Source organism: Actinopolymorpha rutila (assembly GCF_013407855.1).
Taxonomy (GTDB): domain Bacteria; phylum Actinomycetota; class Actinomycetes; order Propionibacteriales; family Actinopolymorphaceae; genus Actinopolymorpha; species Actinopolymorpha rutila.
In genome coordinates this window covers 920,663-940,765 of record NZ_JACBZH010000001.1, presented here as the reverse complement: position 1 = coordinate 940,765, position 20,103 = coordinate 920,663, and the positions used below count along the sequence as shown (strand labels likewise).

Here is a 20,103-nt window from a genome sequence, read left to right as displayed (position 1 = left end):
CCGGTGTGGCGCCGTCAGAACGTGGCGTGGGCAGGACAGGTCTGGTCCGGGCCCCGGCCCGGGACCCAAGAGAGAACACGATTCGTCTTTTCCCGCCGACGGCGGAACGTCGGTGTCACATAACAACAGGGCCGGCATGGTCGGGCACCTCGTCCGCCGACGGCGAGGTGGTCGCAAGGTCGAGCAGGTGCGGGAGAGGAAGTCGCGGACTCCATGGCAGGGCAACAGACCGCGGGGGATCCTTCGAACACAACCCGGACACGCCACGGCACACCAGTCGGGTGCGCACGGCAGGTCCGGGCGCGACGATCAGCCACCGGCCGCAGCGCGGCAGGCGTCAGGTCGTCTCGCGGGTCCAGGTTGTGGAAACGATCCCACTCAGGTGGCTACAGCTCGCCACAGGGTCCGGCGTTCCCTCTCCACACGAGTGCTCTCAGGCGCCCGTGCCGAGGGTCCCTGTCACAAGAGAATGGACGGGAAGAAGTACGCGGGAACGTGCGGGTGATAGCGCCGCACTGTGGGTCGGTGGGGAAGGATCTTGCGAAGCGTCCGATGTGACGCTGACATGGCGCGCACGCACCTCAACTGCTGCTGTGGGTTGGCCAGGAACTGAAGGAAGCAGGCTTCGTCGTCTGCGAATGACAAAAGGCTAACCGGGGCGTGCGAAACTCGCGACCGCTTTCCACATCATGGACGCGACGCGACGTGCCGCCCCTTGGTCATCCGGAACTGTCAACTCCCCAACGCCGTCCGTGGTTACGTCGGGGAGCAGCTTTTGTCGCACCAATTTGCCGGGCGTTCGCTGCCGGTTCGCCGGGCCGGGCTCGCAGCGCCGGTTCGGCTGCCGGTTCGCTGGGCCCGGGAGGTCGGCCGACCTCCCGGGCCCAGCGAACGGGAAGTGATCAGCGGCCCTGGTTCTTGACCGCCTCGATCGCGGCGGCGGCCGCGGCCGGGTCGAGGTACTCCCCGCCCACCTTGGCCGGCCGCATCTGCTCGTCGAGCTCGTACAGCAGCGGAACGCCGGTGGGGATGTTCAGCCCGACGACCGCCTCGTCGCTCATCCCGTCCAGGTGCTTGACGAGGGCACGGATGGAGTTGCCGTGCGCGGCCACCAGGACCGTCGACCCGCGCCGCAGGTCGGGGATGATCGCGTCGTACCAGTACGGCAGCATCCGCTCGACCACGTCGGCCAGGCATTCGGTGCGGGGCAGGAGTTCCGGCGGAAGGTCGGCGTAACGGGCATCGCCTGCCTGGGAGAACTCCGAGGCGTCCTCGATCGGCGGGGGCGGCGTGTTGTACGACCGCCGCCAGATCATGAACTGCTCCTCGCCGAACTGCTCCAGCGTCTGCTTCTTGTCCTTGCCCTGCAGTGCGCCGTAGTGCCGCTCGTTGAGTCGCCAGCTGCGGCGGACCGGCAGCCAGTGCCGGTCGCAGGTGTCCAGCGCGATCTCGGCGGTGCGGATCGCCCGGCGCAGCACGGAGGTGTGCACGACATCGGGCAGCAGGGCACGCTCGCGCAGCAGTTCCCCGCCACGGCGTGCCTCCGCCTCACCGGTCGCGGACAGGTTGACGTCGACCCAGCCGGTGAAGAGGTTCTTGGCGTTCCACTCACTCTCGCCGTGGCGGAGGAGGACAAGTCGGTACGGCGCTGCGCTCATGCGCCCGACTTTACCGACGCTTCCCGGGCGGCCCGCACCCCGGAACGGTTGACTGGGTCGGCGTGACCGAACGCTCACTCCCCGAAGACCCCGAAGCGCTCCTTCGGCTCGGCCGCGAACTGCTGGCCGCCCAGCCGTTCAGCACGCTGCTGGGGGCCAGGCTGGACGGCTTCCGGCCCGGCCGGGTGGAGCTTTCCGTCCCGCTCGGCCCGCGCCTGCTGCAGCAGTACGGCCACGCCCACGGCGGCGTGATCAGCTACCTCGCCGACAACGCGATGACCTTCGCCGGTGGTTCGGTGCTCGGCCCGGCGGTGACCACCGTCGGGTTCTCGATCAACTACCTCCGGCCGGCTCGGGGCGAACGGCTGGCGGCCGAGGCGAGAGTGGTCAACGGCGGCCGGCGGCTCGCGGTGGTGCGCTGTGACGTCTCGGCCCGCGACGACACCGGCACGTCGATCCTGTGCGCGGTCGCCCAGGGGACGATCGCCACGGTCGACCGGCCAGGCACCTGAGGGCCGGCCGGTCGAAACCGGCACCGGACGGCACCGCCAGGCCTACTGCTCGTCGGGAAGCAGATGGCGGAACGCCGCCAGGTTGGCCGTCGACTCACCCCGCGACGTACGCCACTCCCACTCGCGGCGGATCGCGCCGGCGAAGCCGAGTTCGAGCAGCTGGTTGAACGAGGAGTCGGCCGCGTCCAGCACCGTGCCGAGGATCCGGTCGATCTCCTCCGGCGTGACCGCTGTCAATGCGACCTTGCCGGTGAGGTGGATGTCGCCCAGGTGGTCCACCGCGAACGCCACGCCGTACAACCGCAGGTTGCGTTCGAGCAGATAGCGATAGACGGCCTCGTGGTTCTCGTCCGGGTGGCGGGCGACGAACGCGTGCACGCTCACCGCCTGCTCGCCCACGTCCAGCACGCAGGTGGTGCGCAGCTTGCGCTCACCGGGCAGCTGCACCACGAACGATCCCGGGCGCGGCTCCTCGGCGTCGACGCCCAGGTCGGCGAGGGCGGCCCGGATCACGGCGGCGGCATCATCGCTCACCCGCCCACCGTAGCCGGGCCGCGGCCCGGCCGGCGGAGCCGACGCGACGGGCCCCGATCAGCGGAGCATGGTGACCGAGCGTTCGGGCGGGGCGAGGGCCGCGGAGTAGACGTCCAGCATGCGCGCCGCCGTCACCGCCCAGCCGAACCCCTGCGCGTGGCGTACGCCGCCCGCACCCAGCCGGGCGAGCCGGTCGGAGTCGTCGAGCAGGTCGCCCAGCACCTTGGCCCACCTGCGCGGGTCGTGGCCGTCGACCAGCACGCCGGAGACGTCGTCGGCCACCGCGGTCAGCAGGCCGCCGGTGGCGGCCGCCACCACGGGGGTGCCGCAGGCCTGCGCCTCCAGCGCCACCAGCCCGAACGACTCGTTGTACGACGGAACGGCCACCAGGGTCGCCGCGTGGTACCACCGGGCCAGCTCCGCCTGCCGGACCGGCGGCACGAACCGCACCACGTCGCCCAGGCCCAGGTCGCGGGCCAGCCGGGCCAGCTTGCCCGGCGCGGACGTACCCGATCCGCTCGGGCCACCCACGACCGCGACCACGAGGCGGCGCCGCAGGTCGGGGCGCACGCGCAGGAGTTCGGCGGCCGCGCGGACCAACACGTCCGGCGCCTTCAGGGGCTGGATCCGGCCCGCGAACATCAGCACCACGGCGTCGTCGGGCAGGCCGAGCTCGCACCGGGCGGCCCGGGTGTCGCCGGGTGCGAAGACGTCCAGGTCGACGCCGGGGTTGACGGTGACCAAGCCCGCCGGGTCCGCGTCGTACAGCTCGACGAGCTGGCGGGCCTCCTCGTCGGTGTTGGCGACCAGCCAGTCCGCCGCCTCCACCACCTGCTCCTCACCGATCACCCGGGCTCTCGGCTCGGGCCGGTCCCCCCTGGCGAGCTGGGCGTTCTTGACCTTGGCCATGGTGTGCATCGAGTGCACCAGCGGCACGCCCCAGCGTTCCTTGGCCAGCGCGCCGACCTGCCCGGACAGCCAGTAGTGGGAGTGGATCAGGTCGTACCACCCGACGTCGTGGGCCGCCTCCGTGCGCAGCACACCGCGGGCGAACGCGCACAGCTGTGCGGGAAGCTCGTCCTTGGCCAGGCCCGCGAACGGGCCGGCGACCACGTGCCGGACCCGGACACCGGGCCCGGCCTCGACGATCGGCGGCTGGTCGCTGCTGGTCGCCCGGGTGAAGATCTCCACCTCGATGCCCAGCGCCGCCATCCGGCGGGCGAGCTCGACGACATAGACGTTCATGCCGCCGGCGTCACCGGTGCCCGGCTGGTCCAGCGGCGAGGTGTGGACGCTCAGCATCGCCACCCGCCTGGGCACGAATCCATGGCGCACCCCGACGCACCTCCTCCGCCGACGACCCGGCTCCCGATCGCGGCCGACGGCACGGCCGGCCTGATCCATTGCAACCCCCGGGCGTCGGCGAGTCATTCCCGGGTGTCCGAACCGGACGCCGGCTCACCCGCCGAGGCCGCGCCCAGCGCCTGGGAGAACGCACCGAACACCGCGGTCGTGAACAGCACGAACCTCGCCTCCACCACTCGTGTGGGGGTGTCGCGGACGACCTGGACCGCGGTCCGTGCCGCGTCGTCGAGCGGCCAGCCGAAGATGCCCGCCGAGATCGCCGGGAACGCGACAGTCGCGGCGCCGAGGTCGTCGGCCACGCCGAGCGCGTTGCGGTAGCAGGCGGCCAGCAGGCCGCGGTCGCGCTGGCCGGCGTTCCAGTTGGGGCCGACGACGTGCACCACCCAGCGGGCGGCCAGGTTGCCGGCCGTCGTCGCACCGGCGGCGCCCACGGCGAGCCCGTCGGGGAACAGCCGCACGCAGTCGGCCAGGACGGCCGGCCCGCCGGCCCGGTGAATCGCCCCGTCGACCCCGCCGCCGCCCCGCATCGCGGAGTTGGCGGCATTGACCACCACATCGACCGACTGGGCCGTGATGTCACCTTCGAGGAGTACGACACGGGGACTCACGGGCGCCTCACAGCACTCAGTCCGACGCCGTTCAGCAGCGACAGGATGGCGATGCCGACCACCAGGTTGATGGCGGCGGTGATCAGTTGGCTGTCGCGGCTCGCGGCGGCCAGGAACGGCGTGACCACCGCGACCACGGTGGTGAGCGCCACGATCCAGGAGAAGAACAGCAGCGGGCGCGGAGTGGCCACCAGGAGCACGTGCAGCAGCCCGGTGGCGGCGATCGCGGCCAGGGCGGCCAGCAGGGCGTAGGCGAGGGTCACCATGTCGCCCAGGTGGGTGGCTCCCAGGGGTGGTACGACCGGAATGGTGACGAACGCCTGGATGACGAAGGCGGCGACGATCACGATCAACGCCGCGACCAGCGCCGTGGCCAGGCCACCGGCCCACAGTCGTCCCGCGTCCACCTCCGGGAGGTGGCGTACCGGCGTGGGCACCGGAGGCCTCGGATGCTCGGTCATGGCGTTCCCCCGTGGCCCATTATTGCCCGGCCGCGGGACAGCGCATGATTCGGAGATCAACGCAGCCGGACCCGCACCCGGCGGAAGCCGCGGCCCTTGTTCTCCACCTTCGCGATCTCGATCTCGCCGATGCTCCGTGTGGACGCCACGTGCGTGCCGGCATCGGCCTGGACGTCCAGCCCGGTGATGTCGACCAACCGGACCACCTCCACGTCGGCGGGAACGAGGTTGGTGGCGGTGCGGATGATGTCGGGCAGCGCGAACGCCTCCGCCCGCGGCAGCACCCGCACCTCGATCGCCCGGTCGGCGGCGACCTCGGCGTTTGCCGCCTCGGTGATCCGGTCGCGAAACCCCTCGGGCAGGGTGTCGAGGTTGAAGTCCAGCCGCCCCTCCAGGGGGTTCATGTTCGACCCGGTGATCAGGGCGCCGAAATCGCGGAAGACCACACCGCCGAGCACGTGGAGGGCGGAGTGGGTGCGCATCAGCGCGGTGCGGCGTACGTCTTCCAGCGCGCCGCGCACGGATGTGCCGACGGCGGGATCGGGTCGTCCTCGTGGGGCAGCAGGGCGAGGTCGTCGCCCTTGCGTACGCCGACGATCCGGGTGCGCACGCCGCCCCACAACAGCACGCCCTCGTCGGGCGGCTGGCCGCCGCCACCGGGATAGAACGCCGACCGGTCGAGCACGATGCCGTCCTCGGCACCGGCGTCGAGAACGGTCGCGTCCCACTCCCGGACACTCTGGTCGGTGAGCTCGAGCCGGTGTGTGCGCCCGTGGCGGTCGAAGTCGGCGGTGGTCATGCGGACACGCTACGGGAGGCCACCGACAGCATCGGGCCCGTCGACATCGGCGTGGACGCCGTTGCCGTCGCCGACGCCGTTGCCGCCGGCGCCGTTGAGGAACGCGCTGATCCGCGCGCGGGTCGCCGACCGGTGCTCCCAGAGCAGGCCGCCGGGTGGGAACACCTCGAGTTCGGCGTTCGGAAGTGCCGCCGCCGTCTCCCGCGCCACGTCCGCGGGATGGGCGTCGTCGCCTTCCTGACCGACCACCAGGACCGGGGCCGTGCACCGGGCGAGTACGCCGCGGTCGGCGAGCGGTTTCTGATCGGCGAACGCCCGCAGCACCCGCGCGAACGCCGGGCCCGCCAGCGCCCGCGCGCGGTCCTGGGACCAGGCCACGACGTCGGGGCGGTCACGGGCCGAACCAGGCTGGAGGTCACGCAGGGCCGCGGCCACGGCGTCCACGTCACCGCGGTCGGCACGCTCGGCCGCGGCCCGCATCCGGGTGGCCACCCGCGCGGGACGAGGGCGGTCCAGGGCCGCCGGCAGCAACAGGACGAGGCGTTCGAACCGGTCCGGCGTCGCCGCCAACAGGTGCAGGATCGCGCCCGCTCCGAGGGACACGCCGACCGCCCGGGTCGCCCCGGCGTCGCCGGCGATCCGGCGCACGTCGGCGGCCAGGTCGGCGTACGTGAGGTTCTGCCCGGGGCTCCCGGCCGGCCCCACCTCTCCGCCGCCGTGGAACTCGAGGAACGCCCGGGTGCCCCGCACCCCGCTGCCGAACGGCCGGGTCTGCTCGACGGAGCCGCCGAGCCCGGGCGCGAAGACGGTGGTGGGACGGCCCGCGCCGGTCAGGACGTACGCCGGGCGAGGGTCTGCGCTCACCAGCCGCCGGAAGGTCCGCCACCCCGGCCGCCGCGGCTGCCGCCGATCTCGCGGACCGCAGGCCGGACGCCGACGACGTAGACGGCCGCGGCGATGGTGCCCGCGATGTTCAGCAGGCTGATCGGCGACCAGAACTGTGGGATCAGGTGGATCAGCAGGGCGAGGCCGGTGAGGATCAGCCACAGCGGCTTGGTCTGCTTGTCGACGGCCGGGAACGCATCCGCCGGCCGCATCACGGCGTCACCCAGGGCGAACGCCTTCAGGACCAGCAGGATGATCCAGAGGGCGAACTGGAGGTAGAACACGATCGAGGTGGCTTCGAACACACCCCGAGGGTAGCCGCCGGACGCACCCGGTGCCGGTCGCCCGACCGGAGCGTTTCGCCCTGCCGAACCGCTTTCGCACAGCGAGCGGGGCATGCGAGGAGGACGAAAGGGCGTCGACGGCCCGGATGCCACGAAGTGGGGCACAACCGCACACACGGTGCGCGGTGTGTAGGCGTACTGAGCACGCGGGTGGTGTCCGCCCCGAGACACCACCCGCGTCCACCCGCCGGACGGGAGGCTCAGCCGCTACGGGCTCAGCTGCTGCTGGTGCTGTTGGTCGTGGGGGTCGACGACGCGCTCGTCGTGGTGGTTCCCGTCGAGGTGTTGCTGCTCGCGGGCCGCGCCGCACCGGCCGGCGTCGACTTCGACGCGCTGGTCGTGGACTTGCGGCTGTTGGCCGAGCCCGAGGAGTTGGCGCGACCGCCCTTGCTCGCCGCCCGCTTCCGGGTGGTCGACTTGCTGGCGGTACGCGTCGACTTGGACGCGGACTTGGTGGTCGAACGGCCGGCCGTCTTGCCCGCCGACTTCTTCGTCGTCGACTTGGTGCCGGTGGCCTTGGTGCCGGCGGACTTGGTGGCCGAGCGGGTGGCCTTCTTGGCCGCGGTGGTGCGGCCGCCGCGCGCACCGGCGGCGGCGCGCTGGATGGTCCGGCCGTTCTGGCCGCGCAGGTGGCTCACGACACCCTCACCGCGTTCGACCAGGTCGTCGTAGGCGTCGCCGGCCGACATCCACATCGCCTGCATGGCCGACTGCGCGCGGCCGGAGATGCCCTTGGCCTGCTCGCGAATGTCGCTGGTGGCGCTGCGGAGCGCCACGCCGAGGGTGTCGGCGCCCTCTTCGATCCGCACCTGCATGCGGTCGGACACCTCGGCCGGGTCGGTGGTCTCCAGGGATGAGATCTTGCTGGAGGCCATCTTGGAGATCTCCCGGATCTTCTCCACCGCCAGGTCGCCGGCACCGGCCAGGACGTAGAGCGGGGTGATGGTCTCGCTGATGTTCTTGTTGCGAGTGGTGCGGGGCATGTCAGTCCTCCTGACGGGCGTGACGTACAGCCCGGTTCTGGGTCGTGCTCTCGCGTTCCGGCTCACTGGTCTCTTCCTCGTCGGCCTCGCGGCGAAACGACGAGTAGATGTCGAGCAGGACCCGCTTCTGGCGTACCGAGAGAATTGGGTCGGCGTGAATGGCCATCTCGACCGAAATGTCCTGCTCGCCGTCACCGTCGGTGGGGTCGAGCAGTCCGGCCCGTACGTAGAGAACCTCCGCGGAAACCCTCAGCGCCTTGGCCAGCTGCTGGAGCACCTCGGCGGAGGGCTTGCGCACACCGCGCTCGATCTGGCTGAGGTAGGGATTGGAGACCCCGGCGAGGTCGGCGAGCTGCCGCAGGGAGAGCTCGGCGTTGCGTCGCTGCTCCCGCAGGTAGTCACCGAGCGGACCGATGGACCGGACCTTCATGACTCCCAGTGTGCTTGCAAAAGCTAGCAAGCGCAAACTCACAGCAAATCAGCGTCGCGGACTCCGCGATTCGCCGAACGAGCACGAGCCCTCAGCAGGCCGTGGACACCTCAGAAACCCACGGCGCGGATCTCACCGACCGGAACCCCGCCGCCGGTCTGCACGGCGTACGCCTGGGCCTCCACGACCGGGTTGGCGACGCCCAACCGGCGCAGTGCCGCGGCCATCACCACCGGGCGCGCCCGCTGGCCGCCGTCCTCGATCTTCAGCGCGACCGTCCGGCCGTCCCGCAACGCGACGGCGTAGCAGGCCTCGGCCCCACCCTTGGCGAACAGTCCCGGCGTCGCGCCGATCAGCGCCGCCTCGTCCCGGGTGCTGCCGCTGGTGTACGCCGGGTGGGCACGGACCGCGGCCACGAGCCGGGCCTCGGGCGAGCCCTCCGGGGCCCGCACCATCGCCTGGAACGCGCGGGCCAGGCCGGTGAGGCTGAGCGCGAACAGCGGGGCGCCGCAGCCGTCCACGCCGGTGTGCGCGACCTTCTCCGCCGCCAGGCGTTCGACCGACTCCCGGATCGCCTTCTGCAGCGGGTGGCCCGGGTCGAGGTAGGTCTGCGTCGGCCAGCCGGCCGCGACGCAGGTGGCGAGCATCGCGGCGTGCTTGCCGGAGCAGTTCATGGTCACCCGGGCGGGTTCGCCACCGGCCCGGACGAGCGCGTCCCGCGCGGCCACGTCGGCCGGCCAGTCGGGCGGGCAGCGCAGGTCGTCCTCGGTGAGCCCGGCACCGGCCAGGATTCGGCGTACGCCCGCGACGTGGAACTCCTCGCCCGAGTGGCTCGCGGTGGACAGCGCCAGCAGCTCGCCCTCGAGGTCCAGGCCGCTGTGCAGCATCCCGGCCGCCTGCATCGGCTTGTTGGCCGAGCGGGGGTAGATCGGCGACTCCACGTCACCGAGCGCGAGGGCGGTCGAACCGTCCGCGTCCAGCACCACCACCGAGCCGTGGTGGCGGCACTCCACGAAGCCGGAGCGGACGACCTCGGCGACGACGGGAAGGTGGGCGGGCTGCTGGGGCCGAGACGACATCAGGGACGACACGAGGCCGCACACTACCCCCGGCCGGTGAGGCTTGGCCCCACGGCGGCTCGCGGCGCTACCGCGCCTTGACGTTGAGCAGGTCGCGCGCCTCGTCCGGCGACATCGGCGGCCGCTGGGCCAGGTCGGCGAGCCGGGCGGCCCGGGCGACCAGCTCGTCGTTGTGGCGTACCGGGCGGCCCCGGGCGAAGTTCAGCGTGTCCTCCATGCCGACCCGAAGGTGGCCGCCGCAGCTGAGCGCGGCCAGCGCGACCGGGAGCGTCGTCCGCCCGATTCCCGTCGCCGACCACGACGTCACCGCGGCCGGCAGCGCCCGTACCGCTGCCACCAGGGTGGCCGCGTCGCCGGGCATCCCGCCGGGAACGCCCATCACCAGGTCCGCATGCACCCGGCCGCCGTACGGCAGGCCGTAGGTGTCCAGGAGCCGGTGCAGCGCAGCGACGTGGCCGAGGTCGAACAGCTCGAACTCCGGGACGACCTCCCGCTCCTGGGTCAGCTCGTACAGCCGGGTGACGAACGGCCACGGATTGGTGAACACGTCGTCACCGAAGTTGACCGTGCCCATCGTGAGCGAGCACGAGTCGGGTTCGGCGTCCAGCACCCGCAGGCGGTCCTCGAAGGGGTCGGTCACCGCGCCGCCGGTGGACAGCTGGACCACCAGGTCGGTCTCGGCGCGTACGGCCGCCACCGCCGCCCGAAGCCGGCCGACGTCGAGCGTGGGCCGGTGCTCGGCGTCACGGATGTGCAGGTGGATCATCGCCGCACCGGCGTCCTGGCAGCGCCGGGCGGTCTCGACCAGCTCCGGCAGCGTGGTCGGCAGGGTCGGACACGCCTCCTTCGTGGTCTCCGCCCCGGTCGGGGCGACCGTGATGAGGGTCGGCATGCACCGCATCCTGGCAGAGCCGGAACAATGGGGGCCATGCGTGCGGTCGTCCAGCGTGTCAGCGAGGCCCGGGTGGTCGTCGGCGGCGAGACCGTGGGCGCGATCGACAAGCCGGGCCTGCTGGTCCTGCTCGGCGCGACCCACACCGACACCCCGGCGCTGGCGGAGAAGCTCGCCGGCAAGATCTGGGGGCTGCGGATCCTGGCCGAGGAGCGGTCCTGTTCCGAGGTCGGCGCGCCGTTGCTGGTGGTCAGCCAGTTCACGCTGTACGCCGACACCCGCAAGGGCCGCCGGCCCTCGTGGTCGCAGGCCGCGCCCGGCGAGGTCGCCGAACCCCTGGTGGAGCACTTCTGCACGACCCTTCGCGGCCTCGGGGCGCACGTGGAGACCGGCCGGTTCGGCGCGCACATGGACGTCTCGCTGGTCAACGACGGACCGGTCACGCTGGTCATGGAGGTGTGAGCAGTCGATGAGCGAGCCTGATCGCGCCGACGCCCCGCGGTGGGCGCCGTCGCCGCGGGAGTACGACGACCTGGCGCTGGCCCTGGACGGGATCCTCACCGAGGTCACCGTGGCCGTGCCGGCGAACCTCGTCCCGGGTGGGGACGCCACCGCCGCCGAGCTCACCGCCGCCGAGCTCACCGACCTGGAGGGCACCCCGGTGGCCCGGCTGGACGTCTCCGCCGCGGCGGAGACCGCACCCGGCGCCTGGGCGCTGACCGGGACCGTCACACCGCTGCGTCCCCGTGAGGACGGCGTGTTCCGTCACCTGCACCGCAGTCCGGCGCAGGTGAGTGAGCTGCTCGGCCCTGGGTCCGGCTCCGGCGGCCGGGTCGCGGCGGTCGTCCTCGACGCTCCGCTGGACCACGCGGCGCTGGACCGGCTGGCCGACGCGGTCGCCGGGTACGACGCGACCGTGCTGCTTCCGCTGGTCGGCGCCGGGTCCCCGCGCGGCGTCTCGGCGCACACGCTGGTCCGCGCCACTTTCGCCGCCGCCGAACTCCTGCCCGGGCAGCCCCTGGTGGTTCCCGTGCCGTTGGCGGCACGCACCGACCCGGCGGCCGACCTCGCCCTCCGCGAGCTGGTGGCCGGGGCGTACGGCGATCCGGTCCGGCTCACGGTCGAGCCCACCTCCCGCTCGGCAGCCGAGGGGGGCGACCGCGACGGACACCCGGCACCGATCGCCGCGACGTTGGGGCCCGCGTCCCGCGGCGCGCACCAGCGCGGCCTGGTGGTGTTCTTCACCGGCCTGTCCGGCTCGGGCAAGTCGACGCTCGCCCGCCGCCTGCACGACCTGGTGCTGGAACGCGGCGACCGTACGGTCACCCAGCTCGACGGCGACGTCGTACGCCGGATGCTGTCCGCCGGGCTCGGTTTCTCCCGCGCCGATCGCGAGGCGAACATCGCCCGGATCGGGTTCGTGGCCGCCGAGGTGGCCCGGCACGGCGGGCTCGCCATCTGCGCACCGATCGCGCCGTACGCCGCGACCCGGGCGGAGGTACGCCGGATGGTGGAGGCCGCCGGCGGCACGTTCGTGCTGGTCCACGTGTCGACCCCGCTGGCCGAGTGCGAACGCCGGGACCGCAAGGGCCTCTACGCCAAGGCCCGGGCCGGCCTCATCCCCGAGTTCACCGGGATCTCCGACCCGTACGAACCGCCGGCCGACGCCGACCTGGCGATCGACACCAGTGACGTGACGGTGGACGACGCCGCGGCGAAAGTGCTCGGACTGCTCGACGAACGCGGCCTGCTCAGCTCTCCTCCGCCGACGCCGTAGCAGGGCGGGCCGGCCGCCCGGACGGTTCCTCCGACGCCTCGGACACCTTCTCGGACTCTTCGGACCGGTCGTCCCTGGTGAGAATCACCCGGGCCAGGATCCCGAGCACCACGCACCCGGCGACGACCATCGCCATCGGCAGGGCCGAACGCACCTGGACCGCGGTGACCAGCGGACCCGCCAGCGCGCCCACCACGAACTGCAGCGTGCCGATCAGCGCCGACGCCGTACCCGCCATGTCCGGGTGCTGGGCCAGGCCGAGCGCCATCGCGTTCGGGCCGACCATGCCGAGGCTCGCCACCGCCACGAACAGCGGCAGCAGAACGCCCACCACTCCGCCGACCGACGTCGCGGCGGCGAGGACGAGCAGCGCCGCGCCGGCCAGCGACGTGAACTGGCCGATCGCCAGCAGCCGGCGCGGGTCGACCCGGCGGACCAGCCTGCCGTTGGTCTGGGAGAACGCCATCAGCCCGAGGCCGTTCAGGCCGAACAGCACGCCGTAGAACTGCGGGCTGATCCCGAAGACCCCCTGGTAGACGAACGGCGAGCCGGAGATGTAGGCGAACATCCCGGCGAACCCGAACCCGCCGGCCAGGGCGTAGCCGAGGAAGGACCGGTCGCGGACCAGGCGGAGGTAGCTGTTGGCCGCGTCCCGGGCCCCGCCCTGACGGCGGCGCTCGGCCGGCAGGCTCTCCCGTAGCTCGAGCAGCACGCCGACGAACAGCACCACCCCGAACGCCGTCAGCACCCCGAACAGCATCCGCCACGAGCCCAGTCGCAGCAGCTGGCCACCCACGACCGGCGCGAGGATCGGGGCCAGGCCGGTGACCAGCAACAGCAGCGAGAACAGCCGGGCGATCTCCCGTCCGGACACCAGGTCACGCACGATCGCGCGGGCGATCACGATCCCCGCCGCGCCGCCGAGCGCCTGCACCAACCGGCCGGTGACCAGCAGTTCGACCGTCGGCGCGACGGCACACACCACCGAGGCGACGGCGTACGTGCCGAGACCCACCAGCAGCGGGCGTCGCCGCCCCACCGCGTCGGAGAGCGGGCCGACCACGGCCTGACCGACCGCGAGGCCCACCAGCGCGGCGGTCAGCGTCAGCTGCAGGAGCGTCTGGCTGCTGTGCAGTTCCCGCGTCATGTGCGGCAGCGCCGGGAGGTAGAGGTCGATGGTCATCGGCCCCAGGGCGGTGAGCCCGCCGAGCAGGACGATCAGACCCGGCGCGATCCGGCGCCGGGTCTGCTCGGACGGCTGCTCGGCCGACCGGCCGGCCGATCGTGCGGCCGGCCGGTCGGGCGGTTGGGTCGAGGACTGTGCGGAGGGCATTGTCAGCGCAGCAAACCCGGCCGCGCGGTTCTTCCGAACTCCGTAGCAAAGCTCAGTATGCGGACACCCGCGGTGGCGTTCACGCCCGGACGAGCTTCGTCAACAGCAACGCCTCGGCCGCGCAGGCCCGGGCGAAGTCGCCGAGATGCAGGCTCTCGTCCACCCCGTGTGCCCGGCAGTGTGGGTCGGCCGCGCCGGTGACCAGGATGGCCGCGTCGGGGAAGGTCTCGGCGAACTCCGCCACGAACGGGATCGAGCCGCCGATGCCGATGTCCACCGGCTCGTGGTTCCACACCTGCGCGAACGCCGACCTGGCCGCGTCGTAGACCGGGCCGGACGCCTGCGCGGCGTAGGGCTGTCCCGCGTCGCCCGGCGTCACCTCGACCTGCACACCCCACGGCGCGCGGGTACGCAGATGCTCGGTCAGCGCCTTCATCGCCAGCGTCGCGTCGTCACCAGGCGCGAGCCGGACGCTCACCTTGGCCCGGGCGACCGGCACCAGGGTGTTGGACGCGTCGGCGACGCGGGGTGCGTCGATGGCCAGCACGGAGGCGGTCGGACGGGCCCAGATGCGTTCGGCGATGGTTCCCTCACCGAGCAGGCGTACGCCGTCGAGCATCGCGGCCTCGGCCCGGAACCTCTCCTCCGGGTAGTCCACCGCCGGGGCCGGAGCAGTGCCCAGGCCCTCGATGGCGACGTTCCCCTCCTCGTCGTGCAGGGTCGCCAGCAGCCGGCACAGAGCGGTGAGCGCGTCCGGCGCGGCACCGCCGTAGAGGCCGGAGTGCACACCGTGGTCGAGGGCGCGCACCTCGACCACGCAGTCGGCGAGGCCGCGCAGCGTGGTGGTGAGCGCGGGGACGCCGACGTCGAAGTTGGCCGAGTCGGCGAGCACGATGACGTCGGCGGCGAGCCGGTCGTGGTACTTCGCGAGGAACTCCCCGAGCGCCGGCGAGCCGATCTCCTCCTCGCCCTCGACGAACACCGTCACCCCGACCGGAGGTCGGCCACCGAACGCCCGGACCGTGGCCAGGTGCAGGGCGATGCCGGCCTTGTCGTCCGCTGCGCCGCGCCCGTACAGGCGACCTTCGCGTTCGGTCGGCTCGAACGGCGGGCTGGTCCACTGCGCCACCTCGCCGGTGGGCTGGACGTCGTGGTGGGCGTACAGCAGGACGGTCGGCTGGCCGGCGGGCGCCGGGAAGTGCGCCACCACCGCGGGCTGGCCGCCCTCGACCTCGAGGATCTCCACGTCCTGCGCGCCCTCGGCACGGAACAGTTCGGCGGTGAGGTCGGCGGTGCGGCGTACGTCGGCTCGGGCGGCGGGGTCGGCGCTCACGGACGGGATCCGGATCAGCCGCTCCAGGTCGTCCCGAACTGCGGGAAGCACGGCTCGAACGGCCTCGAGGGGGTCGATGTTGGTCACGGTGCGCCAGCGTACGCCGCCGCGACGACGTCCGGCGTCTTCCCATCTGGACGAAGTGTGCATGCCCCCACACCGCTTCCCCTACGCTAATCCCATCGGTTAGATAGGGAATATGTGAAAGGTGGGCGTGCGCGTGCGCAAGCTCGTTCTTCTCGCGATCGTCGGGCTGGCGGCCCAGCTCGTCGACGGCAGCCTGGGCATGGCCTACGGCGTCACGTCGACCACGCTCCTGCTGGCCACCGGGGTGGCGCCGGCGGCAGCGTCGGCGACCGTGCACCTCGCCGAGATCGGCACGACGCTGGCCTCGGGTGCCTCGCACTGGAGATTCGGCAACGTCGACTGGAAGGTCGTCGGCCGGATCGCGATCCCAGGAGCGATCGGCTCCTTCGCGGGCGCGACCTTCCTCAGCTCGCTGTCCACCGACTCCGCCGCGCCGGTCATGTCCGGCATCCTGCTGGCGCTCGGCATCTACATCCTGATCCGGTTCACCGCCTGGGGCACTCCGCGTGGCCAGCTCGGCAAGCCGGTGCGGGCGAGGTTCCTCGCGCCGCTCGGCATCTTCGCCGGCTTCATCGACTCCACCGGTGGTGGCGGCTGGGGGCCGGTCGCCACTCCTGCCCTCCTCGCCAGTGGCCGGATGGAGCCGCGCCGGGTGATCGGCTCCGTCGACACCAGCGAGTTCGTCGTCTCGGTCGCGGCGAGCCTGGGCTTTCTCATCGGCCTGGGCGGCGAGGGCATCCCGCTCGGCGCGGTGGCCGCGCTGCTCGTCGGCGGCCTGGTCGCGGCGCCGATCGCGGCCTGGCTGGTCCGGCTCCTGCCCGGTCGCATCCTCGGCTCGCTGGTCGGCGGCATCATCGTGCTGACCAACGTGCGCACCATCTTGAAGTCGGACCTGGTGGACGCGGCCGCCGGCACGCGCACCGTGGCCTACGTGATCATCGCGGCGGTGTGGGCGGGCGCCGTGCTGTGGTCGCTTCGGGCCTACCGTGCCGAGAGGGCCGAACTCGACGCGGAAGCCCAAGAGGCGGAGCCGGTCGCGGCCTGAGAACCTCCCGGTAGGTGGTGCCCGGCCAGTGGGCCGGCACCTCCCCGGAGCGTGTCGCCGGCGCGGGACCGTCACGGCGGTCACCCGGCGACGGCCAGCGCGAACGGCAGTACCTTCCCGGCTCCGGCCTGCCGGAGCGCCCGGGCCGCCACCGTCATCGTCCACCGCGAGTCCACCAGGTCGTCCACGAGCAGCACCGGCGGCGGCTCGCCGGTGTCCCGGGCCAGCACCGCCAGTCCCTCGCGTACTTCCGTGCCGGCGTCGAGGCGCTCCCACACCCCCGCCAGCCGGAACGCGCTGTTGCCGCCGGGCTCGCCGATCGGCCCGCCGTGGACGACCTCCATCGTGCCCAGCAGCGGCAGCCGGCCGATCCGGGCGAGTCCCTCTGCGACCGAGCCGACCAGGCGCGGCCGCGCACGCGAGCTCAGCGCCACCACCGCCACCGGCCGCCGCTCCCAGCCCCAGGTGCGGAGTACGTCGACGCAGGCGCTCAGCACCCCCTCCGGTGCCTGCGCGTCCTCCGCACCAGGTGCCAGCAGCGTCCGTAGCCGCTGCCCCCAGCCGAGGTCGGTGAGCCTCGCCACCGCGCGGCCGGTCTCCGCGCGCTCGGCCGCGGCGATCCGCCCGCGCACCGGAACACCGAGCCGGTCCATCCCGCTCGGCCACATCGCGCGCGGCTCGATCGGGACGCCCACCTGGGCCAGCCGGCCGGCGGCCGCCTCCTGGGCCGGCGCGGGCACGTCCGTGGGGTACCACTCACCGGCGCACCGGTCGCAGCGGCCACAGGCGGCGGCGCTGGGGTCGTCCAGCGCACGCTGCAGGTAGGCCATCCGGCAGCCGTCGTGCTTCTCGAACTCGAGCATCGCCGTGGCCTCGGCGTCCCGGACGCCGGCCACCCGGGAGTACCGCTCGGCGTCGTAGACCCACGGCCGGCCGGTCGCCTCCCACCCACCGGACACCCGCCGGACCGCGCCCTCCACGTCGAGCACCTTCAGCAACAGCTCCAGCCGGGTGCGGCGGACGTCGACGACGACCTCCAGCGCGGCGGTGGACATTGGTTTGCCGGCGTCGCCGAGTGCGGCGATCACGGCGTCGGCCTGGTCCTGGCGCGGCATCGACGCGGTGGCGAAGTAACGCCAGATGTCGGCGTCCTCGACACCCGGGAGCAGCAGGACGTCGGCGCGCTCGGTGGCCCGCCCGGCCCGACCGATCTGCTGGTAGTAGGCGATCGGGGACGACGGGGCGCCGACGTGCACGATGAAGCCGAGGTCGGGCTTGTCGAACCCCATGCCGAGCGCCGAGGTCGCGACCAGGGCCTTGACGTCGTTACCGCGCAGGGCCTCCTCGGCGGAGCGGCGTTCGGCGTCGTCGGTGCGGCCGGTGTAGGCGAGCACGGCGTGGCCGGCCTCCCGCAGCAACGCGGCGATGTCGTCGGCCGCCGCGACGGTGAGGGTGTAGATGATGCCGCTGCCCGGCAGCTCGTCGAGGTGGGCGAGCAGCCAGGCGAGCCGCTGCTGAGCGGTGGGCAGGCGGAGTACGCCGAGCCGCAGGCTGTCACGGGCCAGCGGGCCCCGCAGAGTGAGCACCTCGCCCCCGCCGAGTTGCTCGGCCACGTCGGCGACCACCCGGGCGTTGGCGGTCGCGGTGGTGCCGAGGACCGGGGTGTCGGCGGGCAGCCGGGCCAGCAGGTCACGGATGCGGCGGTAGTCGGGGCGGAAGTCGTGGCCCCAGTCGGAGACGCAGTGTGCCTCGTCGACGACCAGCAGACCGGTGCGCTCGGCGAGCTCGGGCAGCTGCTCGGCGCGGAAGCGTGGGTTGTTGAGCCGCTCCGGGCTGACGAGCAGGACGTCGACCTCGTCCTCGCCCAGCGCCTTCACCACGTCGGCCCACTCGTCGGCGTTGGCGGAGTTGATCGTCACCGCCCGGATGCCCGCCCGCTCGGCCGCGGCCACCTGGTCGCGCATCAGCGCGAGCAGCGGCGACACGATGAGGGTGGGGCCCGCGCCCTGGGCGCGCCTTAGGGCGGTGGCCACGAAGTAGACGGCCGACTTGCCCCAGCCGGTGCGCTGGACGACGAGTGCCCGTCGGCGCCGGGCGACCAGTGCCTCGATCGCCTCCCACTGACCCTCGCGGAACGCGGCGTCGTCCCGGCCGACCAGCCGGCGCAGGTGTGCGTCGGCCTCCGCGCGCAGATCGGCCGGCGGAGACACGACCCGCTCGGCCTGGTCGGGCCGGGAGGGCGGACGTGCCTTCGACGGGCGGACCTCGGCTCGGTCCCAGTCGTCGGGCGGGGGCGGATCACCCGGGTCCCAGTCGTCGGGCGGGGGCTCGCGCAGGGCCCAGTCGGGCGGCGGGTCACCCGCGCTCCGCGCGGCCGGCGGGTCGTTGGGCTGGTGGGCTGTCACCTGGCCGACGCTAGTGGACCGCGCCGACAGCCGATGCCGCGCGACCGGCCTGGGTCAGGGCATCGGTCCGAGGCCTGAATCCGAGGACTGAATCCGGGCGCTGAATCCGGGCATGAAGAAGCCCCCGCGTCGGGGGGTATCGCGAGGGCTCCTTCAGATGGCTTCGGACCACCGGCGATCAGACGGGATGGTTCCCGGTTCGGTTCCATCTGGGCGCAAATTTCCCCGACTTTTTTTCCCGCAATGGGAACGCACCGCATAACCCCAGGTCAGCGGGCCGCGTGACGATCACCCCGGTCAGCTCGGCCCGTCGTCGGAGCCCGCGGGATCGCCCGGCGCGGCCTGGGCCGACGGGAGGAGCGGCAGGTAGACGGACAGGTCGGTCCGCTCCCCGCTCGCGGCCAGCGCTCCCGACTCCCGGGCCGTCGCCCAGGTCATCCGGTCCGCGGCGAGGAGCACCCAGGTCAGCGGGTCGGTCTCGACGACGCCGGGCGGCGTGCCCCTGGTGTGCCGGGGGCCGGGGACACACTGGATGGCGGCGTACGGCGGAACGCGTACTTCCACCGAACGCCCCGGCGCCCGCGCCAGCAACAGGGCGAGGGAGTGCCGGACCAGCAGTCGCAGGTCCTCGGCCGGCGGGCGTTCCCCGGCGTCGTGGGCGTGCAGGACTCGGCCGAGCGCGGCGGCCGCGTCGGTCGGATCGGCGGGACGCAGGCGTGCGGGCACCGGGCGAGCTTATGGCGTACTGCGCGACCCTCGCGAGGTCGCCCGCGTCATCCGCCTCAGGTGCCTCTCCGCGAGCCGCCGTCCGTACGGTCGGACCGTACGGAGGTCGTGGACACCCGCCGAGCCGGGCCGCGCATCACCTGGGCACGTGGGCCGGCCGCTTCCGGCGTACGCCCGGCCGCCGCTCCTCCGGCGACCATCAACACACCGACCAGGGGAAGCACCCGCAACCGCCGGACCACCGGCACCAGCGGACCGGCGAGCACCAGGCCTAGGAGCAACGCCACGCCGCCGCCGAGCAGCAGGCCGGCGGCCACGTCGTGCGGGTAGTGCACGCCGAGGTAGACGCGAGTGGACCCGAGCAGGAGCGCGAGCGGTACGACCAGCCACGCGAGCCGGCGCCAGGCCAGCACGAGCGCGACGGCGGCCGCGGCCGCGATCGTCGCGTGGTTGCTCGGGAACGACCAGTCGCCGGTCGCCGGGCAGGGCACGAGGGTGACGACTCCGGCCACCGCGCGACAGGGACGATCCTCGCGCACGAAGGACTTGGTGACCTCGCTGACGAGGTACGCGACGACCGTGGCGAGAGGCGCGATCACAGCAAGGGCGACACCGCGGGCGTCGCCGCGCCGGGACCGCCACCACGCGAACACGAACAGCAGCGCGAACGCCGCCAGCCCGGCGTCGGTGGCGACCTCGGCCATGTCGGCCAGCCAGCCCGGGGTCGTCGCGGCGAACTCCGTCACCTCGCGGTACCACCCGGCATCCACTCCAGGTGTCAGACCAGGCGTCACCACCGGGCCGTCCGTGACCACGACCGCCTGCGCACCCACGAGGCCCATGTGTT

General features: G+C 73.1%; 22 protein-coding genes. 4 read left to right on the top strand and 18 right to left on the bottom strand.

What is annotated here, in order from left to right:
- Positions 1–902 precede the first annotated feature (902 nt).
- Complete coding sequence (locus tag F4554_RS04140; RefSeq protein ID WP_179786139.1) at positions 903–1,658, bottom strand: phosphoglyceromutase; 756 nt, start codon at positions 1,656–1,658, stop codon at positions 903–905.
- Positions 1,659–1,720: 62 nt separating this feature from the next.
- Here F4554_RS04140 and F4554_RS04135 point away from each other — a divergent pair, with 62 nt between their 5' ends.
- Complete coding sequence (locus tag F4554_RS04135) at positions 1,721–2,170, top strand: hotdog fold thioesterase (RefSeq protein WP_179786138.1); 450 nt, start codon at positions 1,721–1,723, stop codon at positions 2,168–2,170.
- A gap of 42 nt (positions 2,171–2,212) precedes the next feature.
- Here F4554_RS04135 and F4554_RS04130 read toward each other — a convergent pair whose 3' ends face one another.
- The 12 genes from F4554_RS04130 to F4554_RS04080 form a co-directional block, all read right to left on the bottom strand.
- Positions 2,213–2,704, bottom strand: a complete 492-nt coding sequence (locus F4554_RS04130) for a YbjN domain-containing protein (RefSeq protein ID WP_179786137.1) — start codon at positions 2,702–2,704, stop codon at positions 2,213–2,215.
- Positions 2,705–2,761: 57 nt separating this feature from the next.
- Positions 2,762–4,039 (bottom strand): D-inositol-3-phosphate glycosyltransferase, encoded by a 1,278-nt coding sequence (gene mshA / locus F4554_RS04125; protein WP_425546723.1) that lies wholly within the window; start codon positions 4,037–4,039, stop codon positions 2,762–2,764.
- Between the two features lie 92 nt (positions 4,040–4,131).
- Entirely contained in the window at positions 4,132–4,677 is a 546-nt protein-coding gene (locus F4554_RS04120) for an O-acetyl-ADP-ribose deacetylase (RefSeq protein ID WP_179786135.1), read from the bottom strand.
- Complete coding sequence (locus F4554_RS04115) at positions 4,674–5,138, bottom strand: DUF6069 family protein (protein WP_179786134.1); 465 nt, start codon at positions 5,136–5,138, stop codon at positions 4,674–4,676. Before F4554_RS04115 ends, F4554_RS04120 begins: the two co-directional genes overlap by 4 nt.
- Positions 5,139–5,194: 56 nt before the next feature.
- Complete coding sequence (locus tag F4554_RS31425; RefSeq protein ID WP_202889143.1) at positions 5,195–5,659, bottom strand: alanyl-tRNA editing protein; 465 nt, start codon at positions 5,657–5,659, stop codon at positions 5,195–5,197.
- Positions 5,620–5,937 (bottom strand): alanine--tRNA ligase-related protein, encoded by a 318-nt coding sequence (locus tag F4554_RS31420; RefSeq protein ID WP_202889142.1) that lies wholly within the window; start codon positions 5,935–5,937, stop codon positions 5,620–5,622. Before F4554_RS31420 ends, F4554_RS31425 begins: the two co-directional genes overlap by 40 nt.
- Before the next feature lie 9 nt (positions 5,938–5,946).
- Complete coding sequence (locus tag F4554_RS04105) at positions 5,947–6,801, bottom strand: alpha/beta fold hydrolase (protein WP_179786133.1); 855 nt, start codon at positions 6,799–6,801, stop codon at positions 5,947–5,949.
- The gene (locus F4554_RS04100; RefSeq protein ID WP_202889141.1) at positions 6,798–7,127 is read right to left on the bottom strand and encodes a DUF2516 family protein; all 330 of its coding nucleotides are present in this window, start codon (positions 7,125–7,127) and stop codon (positions 6,798–6,800) included. The genes F4554_RS04105 and F4554_RS04100 overlap by 4 nt, the downstream gene beginning before the upstream one ends.
- A gap of 254 nt (positions 7,128–7,381) precedes the next feature.
- Positions 7,382–8,149 carry a hypothetical protein gene (locus F4554_RS04095; RefSeq protein ID WP_179786131.1) on the bottom strand — a complete coding sequence of 256 codons (768 nt, stop codon included), beginning with the start codon at positions 8,147–8,149 and terminating at the stop codon, positions 7,382–7,384.
- Position 8,150: 1 nt separating this feature from the next.
- Positions 8,151–8,579: a helix-turn-helix domain-containing protein gene (locus F4554_RS04090; protein ID WP_092650144.1), complete on the bottom strand. Its 429-nt coding sequence runs from the start codon at positions 8,577–8,579 to the stop codon at positions 8,151–8,153.
- Positions 8,580–8,689: 110 nt separating this feature from the next.
- On the bottom strand, positions 8,690–9,658 hold the full coding sequence (locus F4554_RS04085) for an asparaginase (RefSeq protein WP_179786130.1): 969 nt from the start codon (positions 9,656–9,658) through the stop codon (positions 8,690–8,692).
- Positions 9,659–9,725: 67 nt separating this feature from the next.
- The gene (locus F4554_RS04080; RefSeq protein WP_179786129.1) at positions 9,726–10,550 is read right to left on the bottom strand and encodes a beta-keto acid cleavage family enzyme; all 825 of its coding nucleotides are present in this window, start codon (positions 10,548–10,550) and stop codon (positions 9,726–9,728) included.
- A gap of 36 nt (positions 10,551–10,586) precedes the next feature.
- Between F4554_RS04080 and dtd the strand changes: the two genes are divergently transcribed.
- A complete protein-coding gene (gene dtd, locus F4554_RS04075) occupies positions 10,587–11,012 on the top strand; it encodes a D-aminoacyl-tRNA deacylase (protein ID WP_179786128.1) in 426 nt (141 codons plus the stop codon).
- Positions 11,013–11,019: 7 nt separating this feature from the next.
- Positions 11,020–12,327 (top strand): adenylyl-sulfate kinase, encoded by a 1,308-nt coding sequence (cysC, locus tag F4554_RS04070; RefSeq protein WP_179786127.1) that lies wholly within the window; start codon positions 11,020–11,022, stop codon positions 12,325–12,327.
- Here cysC and F4554_RS04065 read toward each other — a convergent pair.
- A complete protein-coding gene (locus tag F4554_RS04065) occupies positions 12,302–13,660 on the bottom strand; it encodes a Bcr/CflA family multidrug efflux MFS transporter (RefSeq protein ID WP_179786126.1) in 1,359 nt (452 codons plus the stop codon). The two genes, cysC and F4554_RS04065, sit on opposite strands and share 26 nt — an antisense overlap.
- A gap of 79 nt (positions 13,661–13,739) precedes the next feature.
- Complete coding sequence (locus F4554_RS04060; protein WP_337795864.1) at positions 13,740–15,080, bottom strand: dipeptidase; 1,341 nt, start codon at positions 15,078–15,080, stop codon at positions 13,740–13,742.
- Positions 15,081–15,213: 133 nt separating this feature from the next.
- Between F4554_RS04060 and F4554_RS04055 the strand changes: the two genes are divergently transcribed.
- Positions 15,214–16,125: a TSUP family transporter gene (locus tag F4554_RS04055; RefSeq protein ID WP_179786124.1), complete on the top strand. Its 912-nt coding sequence runs from the start codon at positions 15,214–15,216 to the stop codon at positions 16,123–16,125.
- An 80-nt stretch (positions 16,126–16,205) separates the two neighbouring features.
- On the opposite strand, the gene F4554_RS04050 is transcribed toward F4554_RS04055, so the two are convergent.
- The 3 genes from F4554_RS04050 to F4554_RS04040 form a co-directional block, all read right to left on the bottom strand.
- On the bottom strand, positions 16,206–18,335 hold the full coding sequence (locus F4554_RS04050; RefSeq protein ID WP_179791285.1) for a RecQ family ATP-dependent DNA helicase: 2,130 nt from the start codon (positions 18,333–18,335) through the stop codon (positions 16,206–16,208).
- 492 nt (positions 18,336–18,827) lie between these two features.
- The gene (locus F4554_RS04045) at positions 18,828–19,256 is read right to left on the bottom strand and encodes a sterol carrier family protein (protein WP_179786123.1); all 429 of its coding nucleotides are present in this window, start codon (positions 19,254–19,256) and stop codon (positions 18,828–18,830) included.
- A 56-nt stretch (positions 19,257–19,312) separates the two neighbouring features.
- Positions 19,313–20,098 (bottom strand): phosphatase PAP2 family protein, encoded by a 786-nt coding sequence (locus F4554_RS04040; protein WP_179786122.1) that lies wholly within the window; start codon positions 20,096–20,098, stop codon positions 19,313–19,315.
- Positions 20,099–20,103: the final 5 nt, after the last annotated feature.